Annotated in this window: 13 protein-coding genes; 2 read left to right on the forward strand and 11 right to left on the reverse strand. The window is 57.0% G+C overall.

Going from position 1 to position 17,578, the window contains the following annotated elements; genetic code table 11:
* Positions 1-124: 124 nt before the first annotated feature.
* Positions 125-1,885 carry a PAS domain-containing methyl-accepting chemotaxis protein gene (locus tag RQI55_RS14360; protein ID WP_311273123.1) on the forward strand — a complete coding sequence of 587 codons (1,761 nt, stop codon included), beginning with the start codon at positions 125-127 and terminating at the stop codon, positions 1,883-1,885.
* A gap of 69 nt (positions 1,886-1,954) precedes the next feature.
* On the opposite strand, the gene RQI55_RS14365 is transcribed toward RQI55_RS14360, so the two are convergent.
* The 11 genes from RQI55_RS14365 to RQI55_RS14415 all read right to left on the reverse strand — a co-directional run bounded on the left by RQI55_RS14365 (position 1,955) and on the right by RQI55_RS14415 (position 16,430).
* Complete coding sequence (locus RQI55_RS14365) at positions 1,955-3,610, reverse strand: OFA family MFS transporter (protein ID WP_192065400.1); 1,656 nt, start codon at positions 3,608-3,610, stop codon at positions 1,955-1,957.
* Between the two features lie 364 nt (positions 3,611-3,974).
* The gene (locus RQI55_RS14370; protein ID WP_243258018.1) at positions 3,975-5,993 is read right to left on the reverse strand and encodes a cache domain-containing protein; all 2,019 of its coding nucleotides are present in this window, start codon (positions 5,991-5,993) and stop codon (positions 3,975-3,977) included.
* Positions 5,986-7,371, reverse strand: a complete 1,386-nt coding sequence (locus RQI55_RS14375; RefSeq protein ID WP_243258019.1) for a sigma-54 dependent transcriptional regulator — start codon at positions 7,369-7,371, stop codon at positions 5,986-5,988. Before RQI55_RS14375 ends, RQI55_RS14370 begins: the two co-directional genes overlap by 8 nt.
* A gap of 114 nt (positions 7,372-7,485) precedes the next feature.
* Positions 7,486-8,310: a formate dehydrogenase accessory sulfurtransferase FdhD gene (gene fdhD / locus RQI55_RS14380; RefSeq protein ID WP_243258020.1), complete on the reverse strand. Its 825-nt coding sequence runs from the start codon at positions 8,308-8,310 to the stop codon at positions 7,486-7,488.
* A 214-nt stretch (positions 8,311-8,524) separates the two neighbouring features.
* Positions 8,525-8,935 (reverse strand): F0F1 ATP synthase subunit epsilon, encoded by a 411-nt coding sequence (locus RQI55_RS14385; RefSeq protein WP_243258021.1) that lies wholly within the window; start codon positions 8,933-8,935, stop codon positions 8,525-8,527.
* Between the two features lie 69 nt (positions 8,936-9,004).
* Positions 9,005-10,462 carry a F0F1 ATP synthase subunit beta gene (atpD, locus tag RQI55_RS14390; protein ID WP_243258022.1) on the reverse strand — a complete coding sequence of 486 codons (1,458 nt, stop codon included), beginning with the start codon at positions 10,460-10,462 and terminating at the stop codon, positions 9,005-9,007.
* Positions 10,463-10,486: 24 nt separating this feature from the next.
* Positions 10,487-11,365, reverse strand: coding sequence for a F0F1 ATP synthase subunit gamma (locus RQI55_RS14395; protein ID WP_042620072.1), 879 nt, complete (start codon positions 11,363-11,365; stop codon positions 10,487-10,489).
* Between the two features lie 28 nt (positions 11,366-11,393).
* Positions 11,394-12,923 carry a F0F1 ATP synthase subunit alpha gene (gene atpA / locus RQI55_RS14400; protein ID WP_042620071.1) on the reverse strand — a complete coding sequence of 510 codons (1,530 nt, stop codon included), beginning with the start codon at positions 12,921-12,923 and terminating at the stop codon, positions 11,394-11,396.
* A complete protein-coding gene (locus RQI55_RS14405) occupies positions 12,923-13,489 on the reverse strand; it encodes a F0F1 ATP synthase subunit delta (RefSeq protein ID WP_243258023.1) in 567 nt (188 codons plus the stop codon). The genes atpA and RQI55_RS14405 overlap by 1 nt, the downstream gene beginning before the upstream one ends.
* A gap of 260 nt (positions 13,490-13,749) precedes the next feature.
* Complete coding sequence (locus RQI55_RS14410; protein ID WP_243258024.1) at positions 13,750-14,133, reverse strand: DUF4345 domain-containing protein; 384 nt, start codon at positions 14,131-14,133, stop codon at positions 13,750-13,752.
* A 65-nt stretch (positions 14,134-14,198) separates the two neighbouring features.
* Positions 14,199-16,430 carry a primosomal protein N' gene (locus RQI55_RS14415; RefSeq protein ID WP_243258025.1) on the reverse strand — a complete coding sequence of 744 codons (2,232 nt, stop codon included), beginning with the start codon at positions 16,428-16,430 and terminating at the stop codon, positions 14,199-14,201.
* Between the two features lie 177 nt (positions 16,431-16,607).
* Between RQI55_RS14415 and RQI55_RS14420 the strand changes: the two genes are divergently transcribed.
* On the forward strand, positions 16,608-17,543 hold the full coding sequence (locus RQI55_RS14420; protein ID WP_243258026.1) for a tyrosine recombinase XerC: 936 nt from the start codon (positions 16,608-16,610) through the stop codon (positions 17,541-17,543).
* The last annotated feature ends 35 nt before the right edge of the window (positions 17,544-17,578 follow it).

Below are 17,578 nucleotides of genomic sequence, written 5' to 3' on the forward strand. Positions count from 1 at the left end.
GGAAATTTAATGGAGGTGAATTAGATTTCCATAATCAGAAATATAAAAACGTTCAACACGAACAAGAAACGCGATCGACACTGATGCGCGCCGCCGCGTCATTGTAAGCTGATTTGGGGTTCATATGCTTTGGCTTGGGAAAAACGCAGATGCCCGCCACGTACTGGAAGCTTTATCGAGCTCCCAAGCCGTGATCGAGTTCGACCTAAAAGGTAACATCCTCAACGCGAACAAGAATTTCTGTTCCGCCTTGGGTTATGAACTCTCCGAAATCATTGGCAAACATCACCGCATATTCTGCGACAAGGACTATGTCGCCTCTCCAACATATGCCAATTTCTGGGCCTCCCTCGCCAAAGGCAAATATGATGCCGGTGAGTACAAGCGCATCCGCAAGGATGGCAGCGAGGCATGGATCGAAGCATCCTACAATCCGGTGTTCCGTGGCGCGCGGCCCTACAAAGTCGTCAAGACTGCGACCGTCATTACCGAGAAAAAGGTCAAGGCTGCGGAAGACAACAGCAAATTGGAGGCGATTTCACGTTCGCAAGCCATGATCGAATTCAAGCCGACAGGCGAAATCATCACCGCGAATGAGAATTTCTGCAATGCCATGCAATATAGCCTTGGCGATATTGTCGGCAAACATCACCGAATCTTCTGCGATCCTGCCTACACGGCCTCCAGCAAATATGTTGATTTCTGGCAGCGCCTGGCAGCGGGTGAATTCATCTCCGATGAGTTTGTGCGCTTCGCGAAAAACGGTCAGGAGGTCTGGATTCAGGCCGCGTACAATCCCATTCTCGATAGCAACGGCAAGGTCATCAAGGTCGTCAAATTCGCAACCGATGTCACCCCGCGCATGAGCGCCATATCGACATTGGCCGATGCGCTGCGCATGCTGGCAGATGGTGAGTTGCGCCAGCACCTCGACAAGCCCTTCGTTCCCAGCATGGAAAAGCTGAGGGGGGATTTCAACGACGTGATCGAAAAACTGCGCTCCACCATGCAGACCGTCGCACAAAACTCCGCAACCATTGCCTCCGGCTCGGCCGAAATCCGCACAGGCGCAGACCAACTGGCCACCCGCACAGAGCAGCAAGCGGCTTCGCTTGAAGAAACGGCGGCGGCACTGGAAGAGATTACCACGGCGGTCAAAGATTCGAGCATGCGGGCCGATGAGGCTGGAAAGCTTGTGGTCTCGACCAAGAAAAGCGCTGAAGTGTCAGGCGCTATCGTGCACCGCGCTATCGGGGCCATGGACGAGATTTCCCAGTCCTCCGGCCAGATCACCAACATCATCGGCGTTATCGACGACATCGCCTTTCAGACAAACCTTTTGGCGCTGAACGCTGGCGTAGAAGCAGCAAGAGCGGGTGAGGCTGGCAAGGGCTTTGCAGTGGTTGCGCAGGAAGTGCGTGAGCTGGCACAACGCTCGGCAAGTGCGGCTAAGGAAATCAAGAACCTCATCAACACCTCGCGCCAACAGGTCGCCAACGGTGTCGAGCTTGTTGGCCAGACGGGCGATGCCCTGAAAGACATTGTCAATCAGGTCGGGCTCATTGAAATGAATGTTTCCGCTATCGTCGACGCATCAAAAGAACAGGCAAACGGCCTGGCTGAGATCAACGATGCGGTCAACCTGATGGATCAGGCGACGCAGAAAAACGCTGCGATGGTGGAAGAAACCAATGCGGCAAGCCATGGCCTCGCGCGTGAAGCAGAAAGCCTTCGCCAACTGCTGCTCCAGTTCAATGTGGGCAACGACACATCGCGTGCCTCACAATCGACGCCGGTCGCGCAACCAAAGGCGCCATCGAGGCCCAGAGTGGCTGCTGCCTCCCGGGGATCTGCTGCGGCGGCTCCGCAATGGTCTGAGTTCTGAGCATCAACCGAACCCATGAAAAAAGGCGGCCCTAAAGCCGCCTTTTCCCGTTTTAAAGTGCCTGCGCGATCAGGTGAACAGAACGAATGTCTTCTGCAGGGTGATCCAGATACCCCAGACGATCGGAATACCGACGACTGCCCAGGCAATTAGGGCCTTGGCGTCAAAGCCGCCCTTGCCGATGCCGAAGGAGCCTGTTGGACCGCTGCTGGCAGCGCTCGTCTTGGCCTGAAGCGCTGCGACTTCCTCGTCGGACATGTACCACTTGTCTTCGAGCGGCTTGACCATGAGGTTGGCGATAAGACCCAGCACCAGCATTCCTGCCAGAATATACATTGTGAAATCATAGACCTGCGCGCGCGGAATGCCCGCAGCGATCTGCGCTTCACGAATGTAGTTGACGACGACAGGACCAATGATACCGGCTGTTGCCCATGCCGTCAGCAGACGACCGTGGATAGCACCCACGAACTGAGTGCCGAAGATATCGGCAAGGTAAGCCGGGATCGTCGCAAAACCACCGCCATACATCGAAACGATGATGCAAAGCATGCCGACAAACAGCGCCTTGTTGCCGAGACCTGCAGCCCATGGCGACAGGGCGTAAAGGAAGATGCCAAGTGCAAAGAACGTGAAGTAGGTTGCCTTGCGGCCGATGCGGTCAGACAACGACGCCCAGAAGAAACGGCCAGCAATGTTGAAGACAGACAGCAAACCAGTGAAGCCAGCCGCAATCGCTGCGATCTGACCCAGTTGCTCCGGCGTCAGATCTGCAAACTTCACGTCTGGAAGACCGATCAGCGAACCAGCGAAGATTTCCTGCAGCATGGGCGATGCCATGCCGAGAACGCCGATACCCGCCGAAACGTTGAGGCAGAGAACAAGCCAGATCATCCAGAACTGCTTCGTCTTGTGCGCGTTTTTGAGGTGCACGTGACGGGTCGTGATCATGGAGTTCTTGGCAGCCGGTGCAGTCCAACCTTCAGGCTTCCAGCCAGCAGGAGGAATACGGTAGCCAAATGCACCAGCCATCATGAACACGAAATAGATCGCCGCCATGACGAGGAAGGTTTCCCACACGCCGATGGAAACATCGGTGCGGAAGTGGCGCATCAGCGCATCCGCAAGCGGTGCGCCAATCATCGCGCCGCCACCGAAGCCCATGATGGCCATGCCGGTCGCCATGCCGCGGCGGTCAGGGAACCACTTGATCAGGGTTGAGACGGGAGAGATATAGCCGAGACCAAGGCCGATACCGCCGATGACGCCAGCGCCGAACCACATCAGCCACAACTGGTGTGTCATGATGCCGACAGATGCTATGGCCATGCCACCGCACCAGCAGATAGCCGAGACGAAACCTGCCTTGCGCGGGCCAGCGCGTTCCAGCCAGCCGCCCCAGATGGCAGCCGAGCAGCCAAGCAGAACGAAGAACAGGGTGTAGATCCAGCCAAGGTCGCTGACGCGCCAGTCGCAGGTCGTCGTAAACAGTGCAGAAGCCAGGTTGAGGTCGGCGCAGGCCACGGTCGACGTAATGCCGATGGCCTTGGTCAATGGCAGCCAGAAGACCGAGAAGCCGTAAGCCATGCCGATGCAAAGGTGAATGGCAAGCGCTGCCGGTGGAACCAGCCAGCGGTTGAAGCCAGGTTTTGCGATAATCCTTTCGCGGTCCAGAAGACCTGCACCCGCAGCCCCCGGCGCGAATGTTTCGTTCGTCGCAGTCATTGTGTGTCCCTCCATTCACGACGCAAAGCCGTGAATTTCGATGTTGTTATTCGTCTCGTGGTCGGCCGCGTGGCCTGCAAGAACAAGCAGGCCACGCGGTTTTCCTTCCGAAACAATGTCCCAAGCCCACAGACCGAATTGCGCGGGCGGCTCCTTCTTCGGGACGCTCACACGCAAAGGCCATTTGTGTTGCCGACAACGACACAGCAATTTGCATGCCAGATTATAAAGTCATACATTTCAAAGAGATGAGAACAGAGCTATCAAGCCGTCAGACAACTTGTCCACTCCGCCGCGACAAAATGTCCATAATTCCGCTTGGATTTCGCCGTATTTGATGACATTGAAACAGGGTGTCGGCGCGTTAAATTGCCTGGGGAAGCCAGATGGTGAACGATGTGCCGGAGCCAGGCGCGCTTTCCACGCTGATCTCCCCGCCCTGGCGCGCAACCAGCATCTGGCTGACGGAAAGACCAAGGCCGGTGCCTTCCTGTTGTTTGGTCGTGAAGAAGGGATCGAAAATCCGGTTCACAACATCTTCGGCCATTCCCACGCCCGTATCGGTCACAGTGATCGCCACGCCGCGAGAGCCATGGCGTTCCTCATCCCGGCTTCCAAGCGTCAGTGTCCCGCCCTGCGGCATGGCATGGGCCGCATTGACGATGAGGTTGACCAGCACCTGCTGAAGCTCCGTGCGGTTCATCGCCAGAAGCCCGCTCGCTTCGTCGTTTCTCACGACATCTATACCTGCGCGACCCAGCACGTGCTTCACCAGTGGCATGCAATCGGAAATGACCGTTTCAGGGCTTTGCCGCTCCACATAGCCGGCAAACTCTTCAGGTCGTGCAAACTGCAGCAATTTGCCAACGATACGACTGATGCGATCGACCTGCTCGTCGATCAGATTGAACTCGGTCCTGGCAACATCTGCCTGCCCGCCCAGCATGCTGCGTGCAACTTCCAGATTCCCCTGAATGACGGCGATGGGATTGTTGATTTCATGCGCCACGCCTGCGGTAATCTCGCCAATCGTCGCCAGCTTTTCCGACATGACCAGCTGCTTCGTCGTTGCTTCAAGACGCAGATTGGCAAGCTCAAGCTCCTGCGTCCGCTCTCCGACGCGTCCGTTCAGCTCCTCGTTCCACGCCCTCAGCTCGCCTTCGCGCTGTTGTAGCCTCTCCAGCAACTCGTCCAGATGCACCGCAACCTGCCCGATTTCATCCCCCGTTGGAGCCAAGCCGGTGCGGGCTCCCAGATCGCCATCATCAACCCTGGAGATGGTCTGCGTCATGCGTTCCAGAGGTTTGAAAATGCCGCGCGCCCATCGCAGGAAAACCGGAATGCTGATGATGGTAATGCCAAGAAACGCAGCAATGACCGAGCTTAAAGTTTCATATTTTGCACTGGCAAAGGGCGCCTCCAGGAAGCCGACATAGAGCATGCCGATCCGCTTGCCGTAACTATCCACCAGCGGCTCATAGGCGGAAATATACCAGTCATTGACGACATAAGCGCTATCGAGCCAAACCTCACCGGCACCCAGCACGGCACTATGGACGGCCTCCGACACGCGCGTGCCCAGAGCGCGGCGATTTTCAAAAAGCCGGACATTGGTGCTGATGCGCACATCATCCAGAAACAGCGTCGCCGTACCCTGGCTTCCCTCGGGCAAACTGGCTTGCCGATAGACGAGGTCATTGATCGTATCGATGAAATCAAGGCTCTGATTGAGAAGCCTGCCGCCAACCAGCGCGCGCGCGGGAGCGCCCTCAAGACGTAGCGGGCTTGCGGCATGGATCATCATACCCCGCGTTTCAAACGTTCCGCCATCTTGCGCCTTCGGTGCAGACACAAGCTCGATACGGGCACGCTTCGCCAGCAGCGGAGAGAGCGTGGCCATATCCTGCCCTGAGAAAACATCCAATGCATAGGATGCCTTGCCACCAAGCGCGGTTGCCCGCACCGGCCAATCCACGCGGGTTTTACCCGCCTCAGCTCCGGCACTTGCAGAGACAACGCCATTGCCATCCACTACCAGCAGAAAATCCAGCCCTAGCTTTTTACGTTTTTCTTCCAGAAAGCTGGCAAGCCGCGCCGCGTCGCCAGTCCCGACGACATCGCGCAGCTCGGCGGAATTGGTAATGGCCTCCAGTCGCTCTCCCGTATTTTCGAGAATTGTTGCCAGATATTGATGCGCGAGCGTGAGATCGCTGCTGACCTTGGTGATCAACAGCGCGTCGAACTTGCCACTCCACCGCGACATTGTAACACTTAGGAGAAGAGGCAAAATGACGAGCGTCGGCAACAGGGCAATCGCGAGAAGCCGGAAACGAACCGACTTCAACGTTTCAAAAAGGGTTGAGATCCCGTGTTTTCTAGCCATGCCAGGACGACATCTTCCGATCGATCGTCTTGCGGGAGATGCCGAGACGGCGCGATGCCTCATCCCTGTTGCCCGCCACGTCGCTCAGGACAGCCAGAATATGGCGGCGCTCGACATCTTCCAACGTACCGGTTGGCGCAGCCACAGGTGCCACACCCCGCAAATCCATCGGGAAACGACCGAGAATGAGGCTGCGTTCGATGAAGTTACGAAGTTCACGGACATTGCCGGGCCAATGATAGGCCAGCAACGTGGCACGCACCGTATCATCAAGCGCAACCGGCGGCATGCCGAGCTGCCGCGAGAGCTTATGCATGAAGAGGTCGGTCAGCTCGATGACATCGCGCTCACGGTCACGAAGTGGTGCGAGATAGATTTCCATCACGTTGATCCGGTAAAACAGATCCGCACGGAAACGACCCTTTTCCACATCCCCAGCCAGATCCGCATTGGTGGCGAAGATGAAGCGGATATCGACGGGCACTTCGCGCTCGGCACCGACGGGGCGCACCTTGCGATCCTCGATCACACGCAGGAGCTTGCTTTGCAAGGCAGGCGGCATCTCACCGATTTCATCCAGAAACAGGGTTCCGCCCTGCGCGTGCAAAAACAATCCTTCACGCCGCGTGTCCGCGCCGGTGAAAGCACCTTTGACGTGACCGAACAATTCGGTTTCGAGCATATCCGCTGGAATGGCCGCGCAGTTGATCGGCACGAAAGGTTTGCCAGCGCGGTCTGATAATTCATGAATGGAGCGCGCCAGCACCTCCTTGCCGGTGCCGGACTCCCCTGTCAGCAGAACCGAGGTCGGAAGTGGTGCCACGCGGCTGATCATATCGCGCGTCTGCTGAATGGTCGCAGAACTGCCGACGAGCCGATCACGCAGGAAGAGATGATCGGACGCCGTTTTCAATTGATACTTCAATGCGGAATTCTCACGCTGAAGATTGGACCTTTCCAGAGCGCGTGAGATGGCATTGAGTATCTGATTGGAACGGAACGGCTTCAACACGAAATCTGCCGCACCAGCGCGGATGGCCTGAATGGCGGTGTCGAGATCCGCATAGGCCGTCATCAAAATAGCATCGGCGTAAAAGCCGACGGCCCTTTGTTCAGCCAGCCATTCCAACCCGGTCTTTTTAGGCATTATATTGTCAAGGATGACGATATCGAAATGCCGTTCATCCATTTTCTTCGTCGCTTCAGCCGTATCGGCGGCCTCATCTACGAAAGCGCAACGGACCTCGAGTGTCCGCATCAGAAAATTGCGCATGCCCGGCTCATCATCGACGATGAGAATGGAGGCTTTGGCAAGCCACGGCCCAAAATCAGTCTCAGACAATGCCACCCTCATCTCCGCGTTGACGTCATGCTGCATTGTGCTCTCCCGACAACCCGCGCGGGGGTTCGTTGGCCGGGCCGAAGGACCGTTTCGAATTGACGAATATCAAAGCTCTACGGGTTTTCAAAATGAATGATAGGGACCGTCCAGCTAAAAGCTCTCAGCACCATCCAGCGTTATCCGGTCAGGTCGTGTGAAAATCTCCAGATCTTCACCCCGCAACAGCGCCACCAGTGTCATTCCGGCATCTTGAGCCGTTTCAATGGCAAGCGCCGTTGGTGCTGAAACCGCTGCCAGAACGGGACTGCCGATGATGGCCGCCTTCTGCACCATCTCCACGGAGATACGGCTTGTGACAATGACCGCTCCCTCGCCTCCCCTGTGTCCTTGGCGCAAAACAGCGCCCGCGAGCTTATCCAGCGCATTGTGCCGCCCAACGTCCTCCCGGGCTGCGATAAGACCCTTAGCAGGACTGTAAAAGGCAGCGCCATGCACCGCCCTTGTTTGGCGAAAGATGGGCTGCGCTCCTTGCAGCGCATCCATGGCAGCAACCAGATCACTTACACTGAGCGACATCTGATGGTTGGACACATCTGCGACAGTCCGAACCGCCTGCTCTATCGACTCTATCCCGCACAATCCGCAGCCCACCGGGCCCGCCATCTGGCGGCGGCGCGTTCGCAGGGCATCCGCCTGCTCATCGAAGAGAGTAATCTGGACATCAAACCCCTTCTCGCTTCTGATCACATCAATGGCTTCAATCTGGCTGGCCTCAACGATAATCCCTTCCGTCAGACTAAATCCGACAGCGAAATCCTCAAGATCGACAGGCGATGCCATCATCACAGCATGGGTGGAGCCACCATAGGAGAAGGCTACAGGCACTTCTTCGGCGACATTGCGGTCACTCGTCGTTACCAGACCATCGAGCCTGGATATCCGCTTCACCGGTCGATAGGCTGACAAAACCGACATGTTCAAACCTCTGTTGGCTGGTAGAAAGGGAGTGAAGGTCGCTTTCGCTGATCCTCATGCGGTGCGATGAACCAGTATGTGTATCTATTGCTCGAAAACTGGCAGCTCAAATGAACTGAAACCAATGGCCGACCAAAAATGCAAAAAGCGGCCCTAAGGCCGCTTGAGGTTTATTCGCTTGTGGACGGCGCTCTTAAGAACCCGCCCGGTGCTTTCAAGCGGCGACGAGAACCTCATGAAGGTTCGTCAACTCATAAAGGTGTTTCTCGAGCTTGGTCAGGTGCTCGTGATGATGACTTCCGTCCTGAATTTCAGCACGCGCCGCATCGATGCGCTTCTGCAAATCATCAGGCGTGATGTCGTCGGCAGATGTGGCCGATTCGGCGAGCAGCGTGCAGCCGCTCTGAACGATGTCAGCAAAACCACCGAAAACGACGTATTTATGCGTCTCGCCGGATGCGGTCTTCAGCGTCACGAGGCCTGGCTTGATCGTGGTCATCACAGGCGCATGGTTCGGCAGAACTGTCATTTCGCCAAGCGTGGCCGGAATGACAACTTCAGTGACCGTCTCGGATACGAGCAGACGCTCGGGAGAAACAAGTTCGAATTTGAAAGTGTCGGCCATGGCTATTCACTTCTTCTTTGTTGCGCGACAGACAAGGGCGCGTGGCTGGCCGCGCGCCCTTTTGTTAGATTAGGCGACTTCAGCAGCCATCTTCTTTGCCTTTTCGATGGCTTCTTCCATCGAACCGACCATGTAGAAGGCAGCTTCTGGCAGGTGGTCATACTCGCCGTTGACGAGACCCTTGAAGCCCTTGATCGTGTCTTCGAGAGCAACCAGCTTGCCGGGAGCGCCTGTGAAGATTTCGGCCACGAAGAACGGCTGAGACAGGAAGCGTTCGATCTTACGAGCGCGCGCAACGGCCAGACGGTCTTCTTCAGACAGTTCATCCATACCAAGGATGGCGATGATGTCCTGGAGAGCCTTGTAGCGCTGCAGGGTCATCTGAACCTTACGGGCAACTTCATAGTGCTCTTCGCCAACGATCATCGGGTCGAGCATGCGCGACGTGGAGTCGAGCGGGTCGACAGCAGGGTAAATACCCTTTTCAGCAATCGAACGCGACAGAACTGTCGTTGCGTCCAAGTGGGCGAACGATGTTGCAGGCGCCGGGTCGGTCAAGTCGTCGGCAGGCACGTAAATGGCCTGAACAGAGGTGATCGAACCCTTGGTCGTTGTGGTGATGCGTTCCTGCATCTGGCCCATGTCGGTTGCCAGCGTTGGCTGATAACCCACAGCAGAAGGAATACGACCCAGAAGAGCCGACACTTCGGAACCAGCCTGCGTGAAGCGGAAGATGTTGTCCACGAAGAACAGAACGTCCTGGCCCTTGTCGCGGAAGTCTTCAGCGATGGTCAGACCGGTCAGAGCAACGCGAGCGCGCGCACCTGGTGGTTCGTTCATCTGGCCGTAAACGAGAGCAGCCTTGGAGCCTTCGCCGCCGCCGTGCTTGTTCACGCCGGATTCGATCATTTCGTGGTAAAGGTCGTTGCCTTCGCGGGTACGTTCCCCCACGCCAGCGAATACCGAGTAACCACCGTGCGCCTTGGCAACGTTGTTGATCAGTTCCATGATCAGAACGGTCTTGCCAACGCCAGCGCCGCCGAACAGACCGATCTTACCGCCCTTTGCGTAAGGAGCGAGAAGGTCGACAACCTTGATGCCCGTTACCAGGATCTGGCCATCGGTGGACTGCTCAACATAGGAAGGCGCTTCCTGGTGGATAGCGCGCATGCCGGATGTGGCCAGCGGACCTGCTTCGTCAACCGGCTCGCCGATGACGTTCATGATACGGCCGAGCGTCTCAGGACCAACAGGAACCGTGATCGGAGCGCCCGTATCACGGACGGCCTGACCGCGAACCAGACCTTCGGTCGAGTCCATCGCGATTGTACGCACGACGTTTTCGCCGAGGTGCTGAGCGACTTCGAGAACCAGACGGTTACCGTTGTTGTCAGTTTCAACCGCGTTCAGGATCGCAGGCAGGTCGCCTTCGAACGCCACGTCGACAACAGCGCCGATAACCTGCGTAACCTTGCCGGTCGCGCCAGTGATCGCTGTGGTTTTCTTTGGGGTAGCTGCCTTAGCCATTATCCTTACCCTCTTTCCTTAACCTCAGAGCGCTTCCGCGCCCGAAATGATTTCAATCAGTTCCTTGGTGATCTGAGCCTGACGCTGACGGTTATAGGAAAGCGTCAACTTGTTGATCATTTCACCGGCGTTGCGCGTGGCGTTATCCATCGCGCTCATCTTGGCACCCATTTCGCCAGCAACGTTTTCGAGCAGAGCCCGGAAAACCTGAACCGAAATGTTGCGCGGAATCAGGTCTTCCAGAATGGAAGCCGCATCCGGCTCGTATTCGTAAATCGCTGTCTTTGCAGACTGTTCAGCCTCGACCGCAGGTGCCGCAGCAGGAATGAGCTGCAGACCAGTCGGGATCTGGCTGATGACCGACTTGAACTCGGAATAGATCAGAGTGCAGACATCGAACTCACCGGCGTTGAAACGCGCGATGATCTTCTTTGCTATACCATCAGCATTCTCGAAACCGACCCGCTTCACCTCACGCAGTTCAATGCGCTCGATGATGTTGGATGCGAATTCGCGACGCAGGCTATCGTAGCCTTTTTTGCCGACAGTCATGATCTTGACCGTCTTGCCTTCTGCGATCAGCTTACGGGCACGATCACGGGCAAAACGGGAAATCTGCGCATTGAAACCACCGCAAAGGCCACGGTCAGCCGTGCAGACGACGAGCAGATGCACGTCGTCCTTGCCCGTACCGGTCATCAGAAGCGGAGCAACGTCTGCCTCAACCGCCTGAGCGATATTGGCAAGAACGGCGCCCATGCGCTGCGAATAAGGCCGGGCGGCCTCCGCAGCTTCCTGGGCGCGCCGAAGCTTCGCCGCGGCGACCATTTTCATCGCCTTGGTAATCTTCTGCGTCGCCTTTACGGAGGCAATGCGGTTTTTCAGATCCTTTAGTGAAGGCATCCGTTATCCGTCCCAGTCACGAGTCTAATCAGGAGAAAGACTTGGCGAAGTTCTCAAGAGCAGTCTTCAACTTGCCCTTGGTGTCGTCGCTGACAGCCTTTTCCGTGCGGATTGTGTCGAGAATGTCCTTACCTTCCGAACGGAGGTAAGACAGCAGACCCTGCTCGAACTTGCTGATGTCGGAAACAGCGACCTTGTCCAGGTAACCGTTCACACCAGCGAAGATCACCGCAACCTGCTCTTCCGTCTTGAGCGGAGAGAACTGTGGCTGCTTGAGCAATTCCGTCAGACGTGCACCACGGTTCAGCAGGCGCTGTGTGGAGGCGTCAAGGTCGGAACCGAACTGAGCGAACGCTGCCATTTCGCGATACTGGGCAAGCTCGCCCTTGATCGAACCGGCAACCTGCTTCATGGCCTTGATCTGAGCGGCAGAACCAACGCGAGACACCGACAGACCGACGTTAACAGCCGGACGGATACCCTGATAGAACAGGTCGGTTTCAAGGAAGATCTGGCCGTCGGTGATCGAGATCACGTTGGTCGGAATAAACGCGGAAACGTCGTTACCCTGCGTTTCGATGACAGGCAGAGCTGTCAGCGAACCATTACCAGCATCGTCGCCCATCTTGGCGGCGCGCTCGAGAAGGCGCGAGTGAAGGTAGAAAACGTCACCAGGATAAGCTTCGCGGCCCGGAGGACGGCGCAGAAGAAGCGACATCTGACGGTAGGCGACAGCCTGCTTGGAAAGGTCGTCGTAACCGATCAGCGCGTGCTGGCCGTTGTCACGGAAATATTCGCCCATCGCGCAACCGGCAAACGGTGCCAGGTACTGCATTGGAGCAGGATCGGAAGCCGTAGCAGCAACGATGATGGAGTACTGCAGAGCGCCACGCTCTTCCAGAACCTTCACGAACTGAGCAACAGTCGAGCGCTTCTGACCGATGGCCACGTAAACGCAGTACAGCTTTTCGCTGTCGGGACCATTGTCGTGAATGGCCTTCTGGTTCAGGATCGTGTCCAGAATGATGGCAGTCTTGCCGGTCTGACGGTCACCAATGACGAGCTCGCGCTGGCCACGACCGACAGGAATGAGAGCATCGATAGCCTTGAGGCCTGTCGACATTGGCTCATGAACCGACTTACGCGGAATGATACCGGGAGCCTTAACGTCAACGCGCGAACGGCGCGTAGCGTTGATTGGGCCCTTGCCGTCAATCGGGTTACCGAGAGCGTCGACAACGCGGCCGAGAAGCTCTGGACCAACAGGAACGTCAACGATAGCGCCGGTCCGCTTAACGGTGTCGCCTTCCTTGATGTCACGGTCAGAACCGAAAATAACAACACCGACGTTGTCGTTTTCGAGGTTGAGGGCCATGCCGCGAATGCCGCCTGGGAATTCGACCATTTCACCGGCCTGGACATTGTCGAGGCCGTAAACGCGCGCAATACCGTCACCGACGGAAAGCACCTGGCCGACTTCCGAGACTTCTGCCTCGTTGCCGAAATTTTTGATCTGGTCTTTTAGAATTGCGGAAATTTCCGCGGCGCGGATATCCATCAGCCAACCTCTTTCAGTGCAAGCTTAAGGGTGGAAAGTTTGGTGCGAAGAGACGTATCTGTCTGGCGTGAACCAACCTTGACGATAAGACCGCCAAGAATGGATGGATCGACGGTCAGAGCGACCTTCACATCCTTACCAGTAACGCTCTTCAGCGCCGCCTTCAGTTCAGTTTCCTGCGCTTCATCCAGCGCATGGGCCGAGGTAACCTCGGCTGTAATCTCACCGCGATGTGCGGCAACGAATTCACGATAGGCAACGATCATGCCGGGAATGGCAAACAGACGGCGATTGCCAGCAACGACCTTTAGAAAATTTGCAGCCAGGCCGGAAATACCAGCCTTCTCTGTAATGGCAGCAATCGCACTCGACTGCTCCTTTGCCGAAAAGACCGGGCTCGTGACCAGTCGCTTCAGATCATCGCTCTCATTGAGCATGGCCTGAAACTTGTCGAGGTCGGCACCAACCGATTCTACGACACCAGCTCCCAAGGCAAGCTCGAAAAGCGACGACGCATACCTTTCCGCTACACCGGATGTTCCATGGGAGGTATCTGCCACGGGCACTCTTTCCCTGCTAATCGTCCAAGAAAGGGGAGCTGATTCATCAGCTTTCCAAATTCTTGAAATCGTTTCAATTTCCCCGAAAAAGGCCGGAATTCCCCCCTGCCTTATCTCGATTTCGCGGTCCGTCTAGCATAGGACGCCGGGACTCGCAACACGCGTAGTAACGGAAACTGTCTTTTGGGCAAGAGGGTTGGCGCTTAATTTTCTGACTTCCGGCAAAAAAGCGCGTGAATAAAGACAAGTTATCGTTAGGCAGCGTCTCAGACCAGTCCAAACACGTACATCAACGGCAGTGCAGCGAGGAAAAGGTGTGCAACCATAAGTAGGCAATTCCTTAAATTTGCGCCTTTGTCGAATACGATAGAAATCAGAATTGCAAGCGACGAAGCCGCGAAGGAGGTACCAACTGCGATATAAGTCCAGCTCTGGGCAAAGATCAGCGGCGCGACACCTAGCCCGAATTGCATACCCCCGTAAGAGCGCACTAACACATAGGGGGCAGGCAGTACTGCGTTTTGTGTTTCACTGAATAGCCTGGATGTAAGACCCGGCGCAAACATCACGACAAGGCCTATGACCGCAGATGTGGCAGCCGCCAAAAAGGCCAGTTGCTCACCAAACTCGGTCGGAAAATAGAATTCCATGTGGTCTCCCCAAATCAGCGTTCCCTGCCGCCTTATGGCATGCCGGATGGATGATCGGAAGAATCCTAGAGAAAACTTTGTGGATCGATGTCAACCTGCACATGGATCGATCCGCGTTCTTTCGGTCCGCTGCCCAGCATGGCGCGCATGAAGGACTGCATGTCAGAATTTCTCTTGCCATGCACCAGCAGGCGGAACCGGTATCGCCCCCGGATCAGCGCAAGCGGCGCTTCGGCGGGCCCAAGCAACATGATGCCGGTGGCGGGCGGCGCCGCTGCGCGCAAGCCTCGGGCATGGGTTTCGGCCTCGCCACGCGTATCGGCTGATACAATGACAGATGCGAGCCTGCCGAATGGCGGCAGCAGAGCCTTTTCCCGCTCGATCACCTCCCGCTCATAAAAGGCGGCGGCGTCACCCGAGACGATGGCCTGCATGACGGGATGCTGCGGCTGGTAGGTCTGGAGAAGACCATGGCTTTTGAGGCCAGTTCGACCAGCGCGCCCGGTCACCTGCGAGAGAAGCTGGAACGTGCGCTCGGCAGCCCGTGGATCGCCATTGGCAAGCCCGATATCCGCATCGACAATGCCGACCAGCGTCATCAGGGGAAAGTTATGCCCCTTTGCGACAAGCTGTGTGCCGATGACGATATCCGCCTCGCCTTTGACGATGGCTTCCAGTTCCAGCCGCAGGCGCTTGACGCCCATGAGATCGGAAGAGAGCACGATTGTCCGCGCCTCCGGGAAGTGCTTTTCCACTTCCTCGGCAATACGCTCCACGCCGGGACCACAGGCTGCCAGATGATCGAAGGTGCCGCATTCCGGGCAATGGTCAGGCGTTGGCTGATTGTGACCGCATTGGTGGCACTGGAGTTGACTGCGAAACCGGTGTTCCACCAGCCAACTGGAACATTGCGGGCACTGGAAGCGATGGCCGCAGACCCGGCACAGCGTGAGCGGGGCGTAACCACGGCGGTTCAGAAACAGCAGGGATTGCTCGCCCTTTTCCAGTGTCTTGGTAATGCCGCGCAACAGCACCGGCGATAGAAATCCACCTTTCTCCGGCGGGTGCCGACGCATATCGACCAGATGAAGATCCGGCATTGCCGCATCGCCAAACCGCGTATGCAGATGGATGGTATTATAGCGGCCCGAAGTGCCGTTGACCTGACTTTCCACCGATGGCGTGGCAGAGACCAGCACCACGGGGAAATCGGCTATGCGCGCGCGGACAACCGCCATGTCCCGCGCATTGTAATAGACGCGATCTTCCTGCTTGTAGGCAGGGTCGTGCTCTTCATCGACAATGATGAGGCCAAGATTATCGAAGGGCAGGAAAAGAGCCGAGCGCGCACCGGCCACCACACGCACCTCACCCGTGACGGTCTGCCGCCAGACTTTTTCACGCATGCGCGGGGAAATATCCGAATGCCATTCCGCCGGTTTGGAGCCGAATCGATCCTGAAACCGGTCGAGAAACGATGCCGTTAGCGCGATTTCCGGCAGCAGAATCAACACCTGCTTGCCCTGCCTCAATGTCTCGGCAACGGCCTCGAAATAGACTTCGGTCTTGCCGGAGCCTGTAACGCCATCAATCAACGAAACCGCAAAACCGCCCTTTCTCACATCATCCAGAATTTCGGATGCGGCCTGCTTCTGCGGACCTTCCAGCCGGGGTTCGGTATAGTCAGGGTCCGGCTCTGCCACGACGGCGGGCGCGGGCAGAAAAACAGTCTCGAAAATGCCCTGCTTGGCCAGACCATCGATCACACTGGTGGACACACCGGCTGCATTGGCAAGACCACTTTTGGTCCAGGCATGGCCTTCAGCCGCAAGGGAAAGCACCCGCTCTCGCGCTGGCGTCGAACGTTCCGGGCGCGCTTCCGTTAGCCTGAGACCTTCGATCATCGGCTCGGGATCGAAGGCCGCAGGCGCACGCAGCGCCATGCGCGCCACCAGCCCTGGCGGTGAGAGTGTGTAGGCCGCGACCCAGTCAATGAAACGGCGCATTTCCGCGCGCATGGGCGGGCAATCGAAGGTCTTTGTGATGGGCCGAAGCTTTTTGGGATCGACGGTTGCCCCATCGCTTTTATCCCAGACCACGCCGATGACCTGTCTCGGGCCCAATGGTACCTGCACGATAGAACCGGGCTCAACCACCATATCTGCTGGCACCGCATAGCTGTAGGGTCCGGGCGCGGGCAATGGCACCAGAACGGGTACAGCCGACACAGGGTCAGCCAAGGCGGGCTTGCGCTGATCAAACAGCGCCCCGAACAGATCGGTCGATTCTTTTGCCATGATGCTGGCGACAATGCCCTCTGGAGGTGGAAAAGGGAACCTTTAGCGCAACGAACCTGAAATCGGAATCGATTTTCAAAGAGCGCTATCTTCCTTTTGGATGAGCCCACCTCATGCTTTTAACCAAATGCAGACAACGATCATATAGGGTCTGTTTGACAAGATGGGATATATGCCTTGGAAGAAATCCTCACCTTTGCCGATCCGGAACTCCTAAGCGAGCGGCAAGCCTGGTTGTCATCGCTGGAGGGCGAACGGCGGCTGGCGGACAATACGCTGGAAGCCTACGAGCGCGATACACGCCAATATCTCATCTTCATGACGGGCTATATCGGCCATCCGACGCGCATCAAGGATATCACCAATCTGCGACCCGTCGATCTTCGCGCCTTTCTGGCATCCCGGCGAAAAGAAGGTGCGGGCGCCCGCTCACTCGGCCGCCACCTGGCTGGGCTGCGGTCTTTCCTGCGCTATCTGGAAAAGAAGGGCATCGTGAATGCTGCGGGCGCAACCGCCATGCGCTCGCCAAAACAGCCCAAATCCTTACCCAAACCGCTGACGGACCGGCAGGCGCTTAAAATCACCACAACGGACGCACAATTGGCAGAGGAGCCATGGATTGCAGCGCGCAACGCCGCCGTTCTGGCGCTGCTCTATGGCTGCGGCCTGCGCATTTCAGAAGCACTTAATCTGACACCGGCCGATCTGACCAGGGGAACCCGCAGCCTGCGCGTGACCGGCAAGGGCAACAAGATGCGCATCGTGCCGCTTCTGCCGGTGGTTCTGGAAGCCGTGGAAACCTATAGCAAACTCTGCCCTTATCACGTGGCACCAAACGAACCGCTGTTTCTTGGCGCGCGAGGCGGCAAGCTTCAGCCAGCAATCATCCAGCGGGAAATGCAGAAATTACGCGGCGCATTCGGCCTTCCGGACAATGCCACGCCGCATGCCCTGCGCCATTCCTTCGCCACCCATCTTCTGGCGGGTGGCGGCGATCTGCGCACCATTCAGGAATTGTTGGGCCACGCCAGCCTCTCCACAACGCAAATCTATACGGGCGTCGATACGGCAAGGTTGCTCGAGATTTATGATAACGCCCACCCTCGCGCTTAAGGAGAGGCTTGCTGGCGATGCTTAAGAGAAAAAGG

It is taken from the genome of Rhizobium sp. WCS2018Hpa-16 (assembly GCF_031843705.1).
In the GTDB taxonomy this organism is placed as follows: domain Bacteria; phylum Pseudomonadota; class Alphaproteobacteria; order Rhizobiales; family Rhizobiaceae; genus Agrobacterium; species Agrobacterium tumefaciens_C.

Excerpts from the sequence above, each read along its gene's own strand:
- fdhD (WP_243258020.1), bottom strand. The coding sequence starts at position 8,310 with ATGTCGGTTTTGTCAGCCTATCGACCGGTGAAGCGGATATCCAGGCTC.
- RQI55_RS14410 (WP_243258024.1), bottom strand. The coding sequence starts at position 14,133 with ATGGAATTCTATTTTCCGACCGAGTTTGGTGAGCAACTGGCCTTTTTG.
- RQI55_RS14385 (WP_243258021.1), bottom strand. The coding sequence starts at position 8,935 with ATGGCCGACACTTTCAAATTCGAACTTGTTTCTCCCGAGCGTCTGCTC.
- RQI55_RS14365 (WP_192065400.1), bottom strand. The coding sequence starts at position 3,610 with ATGACTGCGACGAACGAAACATTCGCGCCGGGGGCTGCGGGTGCAGGT.
- atpD (WP_243258022.1), bottom strand. The coding sequence starts at position 10,462 with ATGGCTAAGGCAGCTACCCCAAAGAAAACCACAGCGATCACTGGCGCG.
- atpA (WP_042620071.1), bottom strand. The coding sequence starts at position 12,923 with ATGGATATCCGCGCCGCGGAAATTTCCGCAATTCTAAAAGACCAGATC.
- RQI55_RS14360 (WP_311273123.1), top strand. The coding sequence starts at position 125 with ATGCTTTGGCTTGGGAAAAACGCAGATGCCCGCCACGTACTGGAAGCT.
- RQI55_RS14415 (WP_243258025.1), bottom strand. The coding sequence starts at position 16,430 with ATGGCAAAAGAATCGACCGATCTGTTCGGGGCGCTGTTTGATCAGCGC.
- RQI55_RS14395 (WP_042620072.1), bottom strand. The coding sequence starts at position 11,365 with ATGCCTTCACTAAAGGATCTGAAAAACCGCATTGCCTCCGTAAAGGCG.
- RQI55_RS14370 (WP_243258018.1), bottom strand. The coding sequence starts at position 5,993 with ATGGCTAGAAAACACGGGATCTCAACCCTTTTTGAAACGTTGAAGTCG.
- RQI55_RS14375 (WP_243258019.1), bottom strand. The coding sequence starts at position 7,371 with ATGCAGCATGACGTCAACGCGGAGATGAGGGTGGCATTGTCTGAGACT.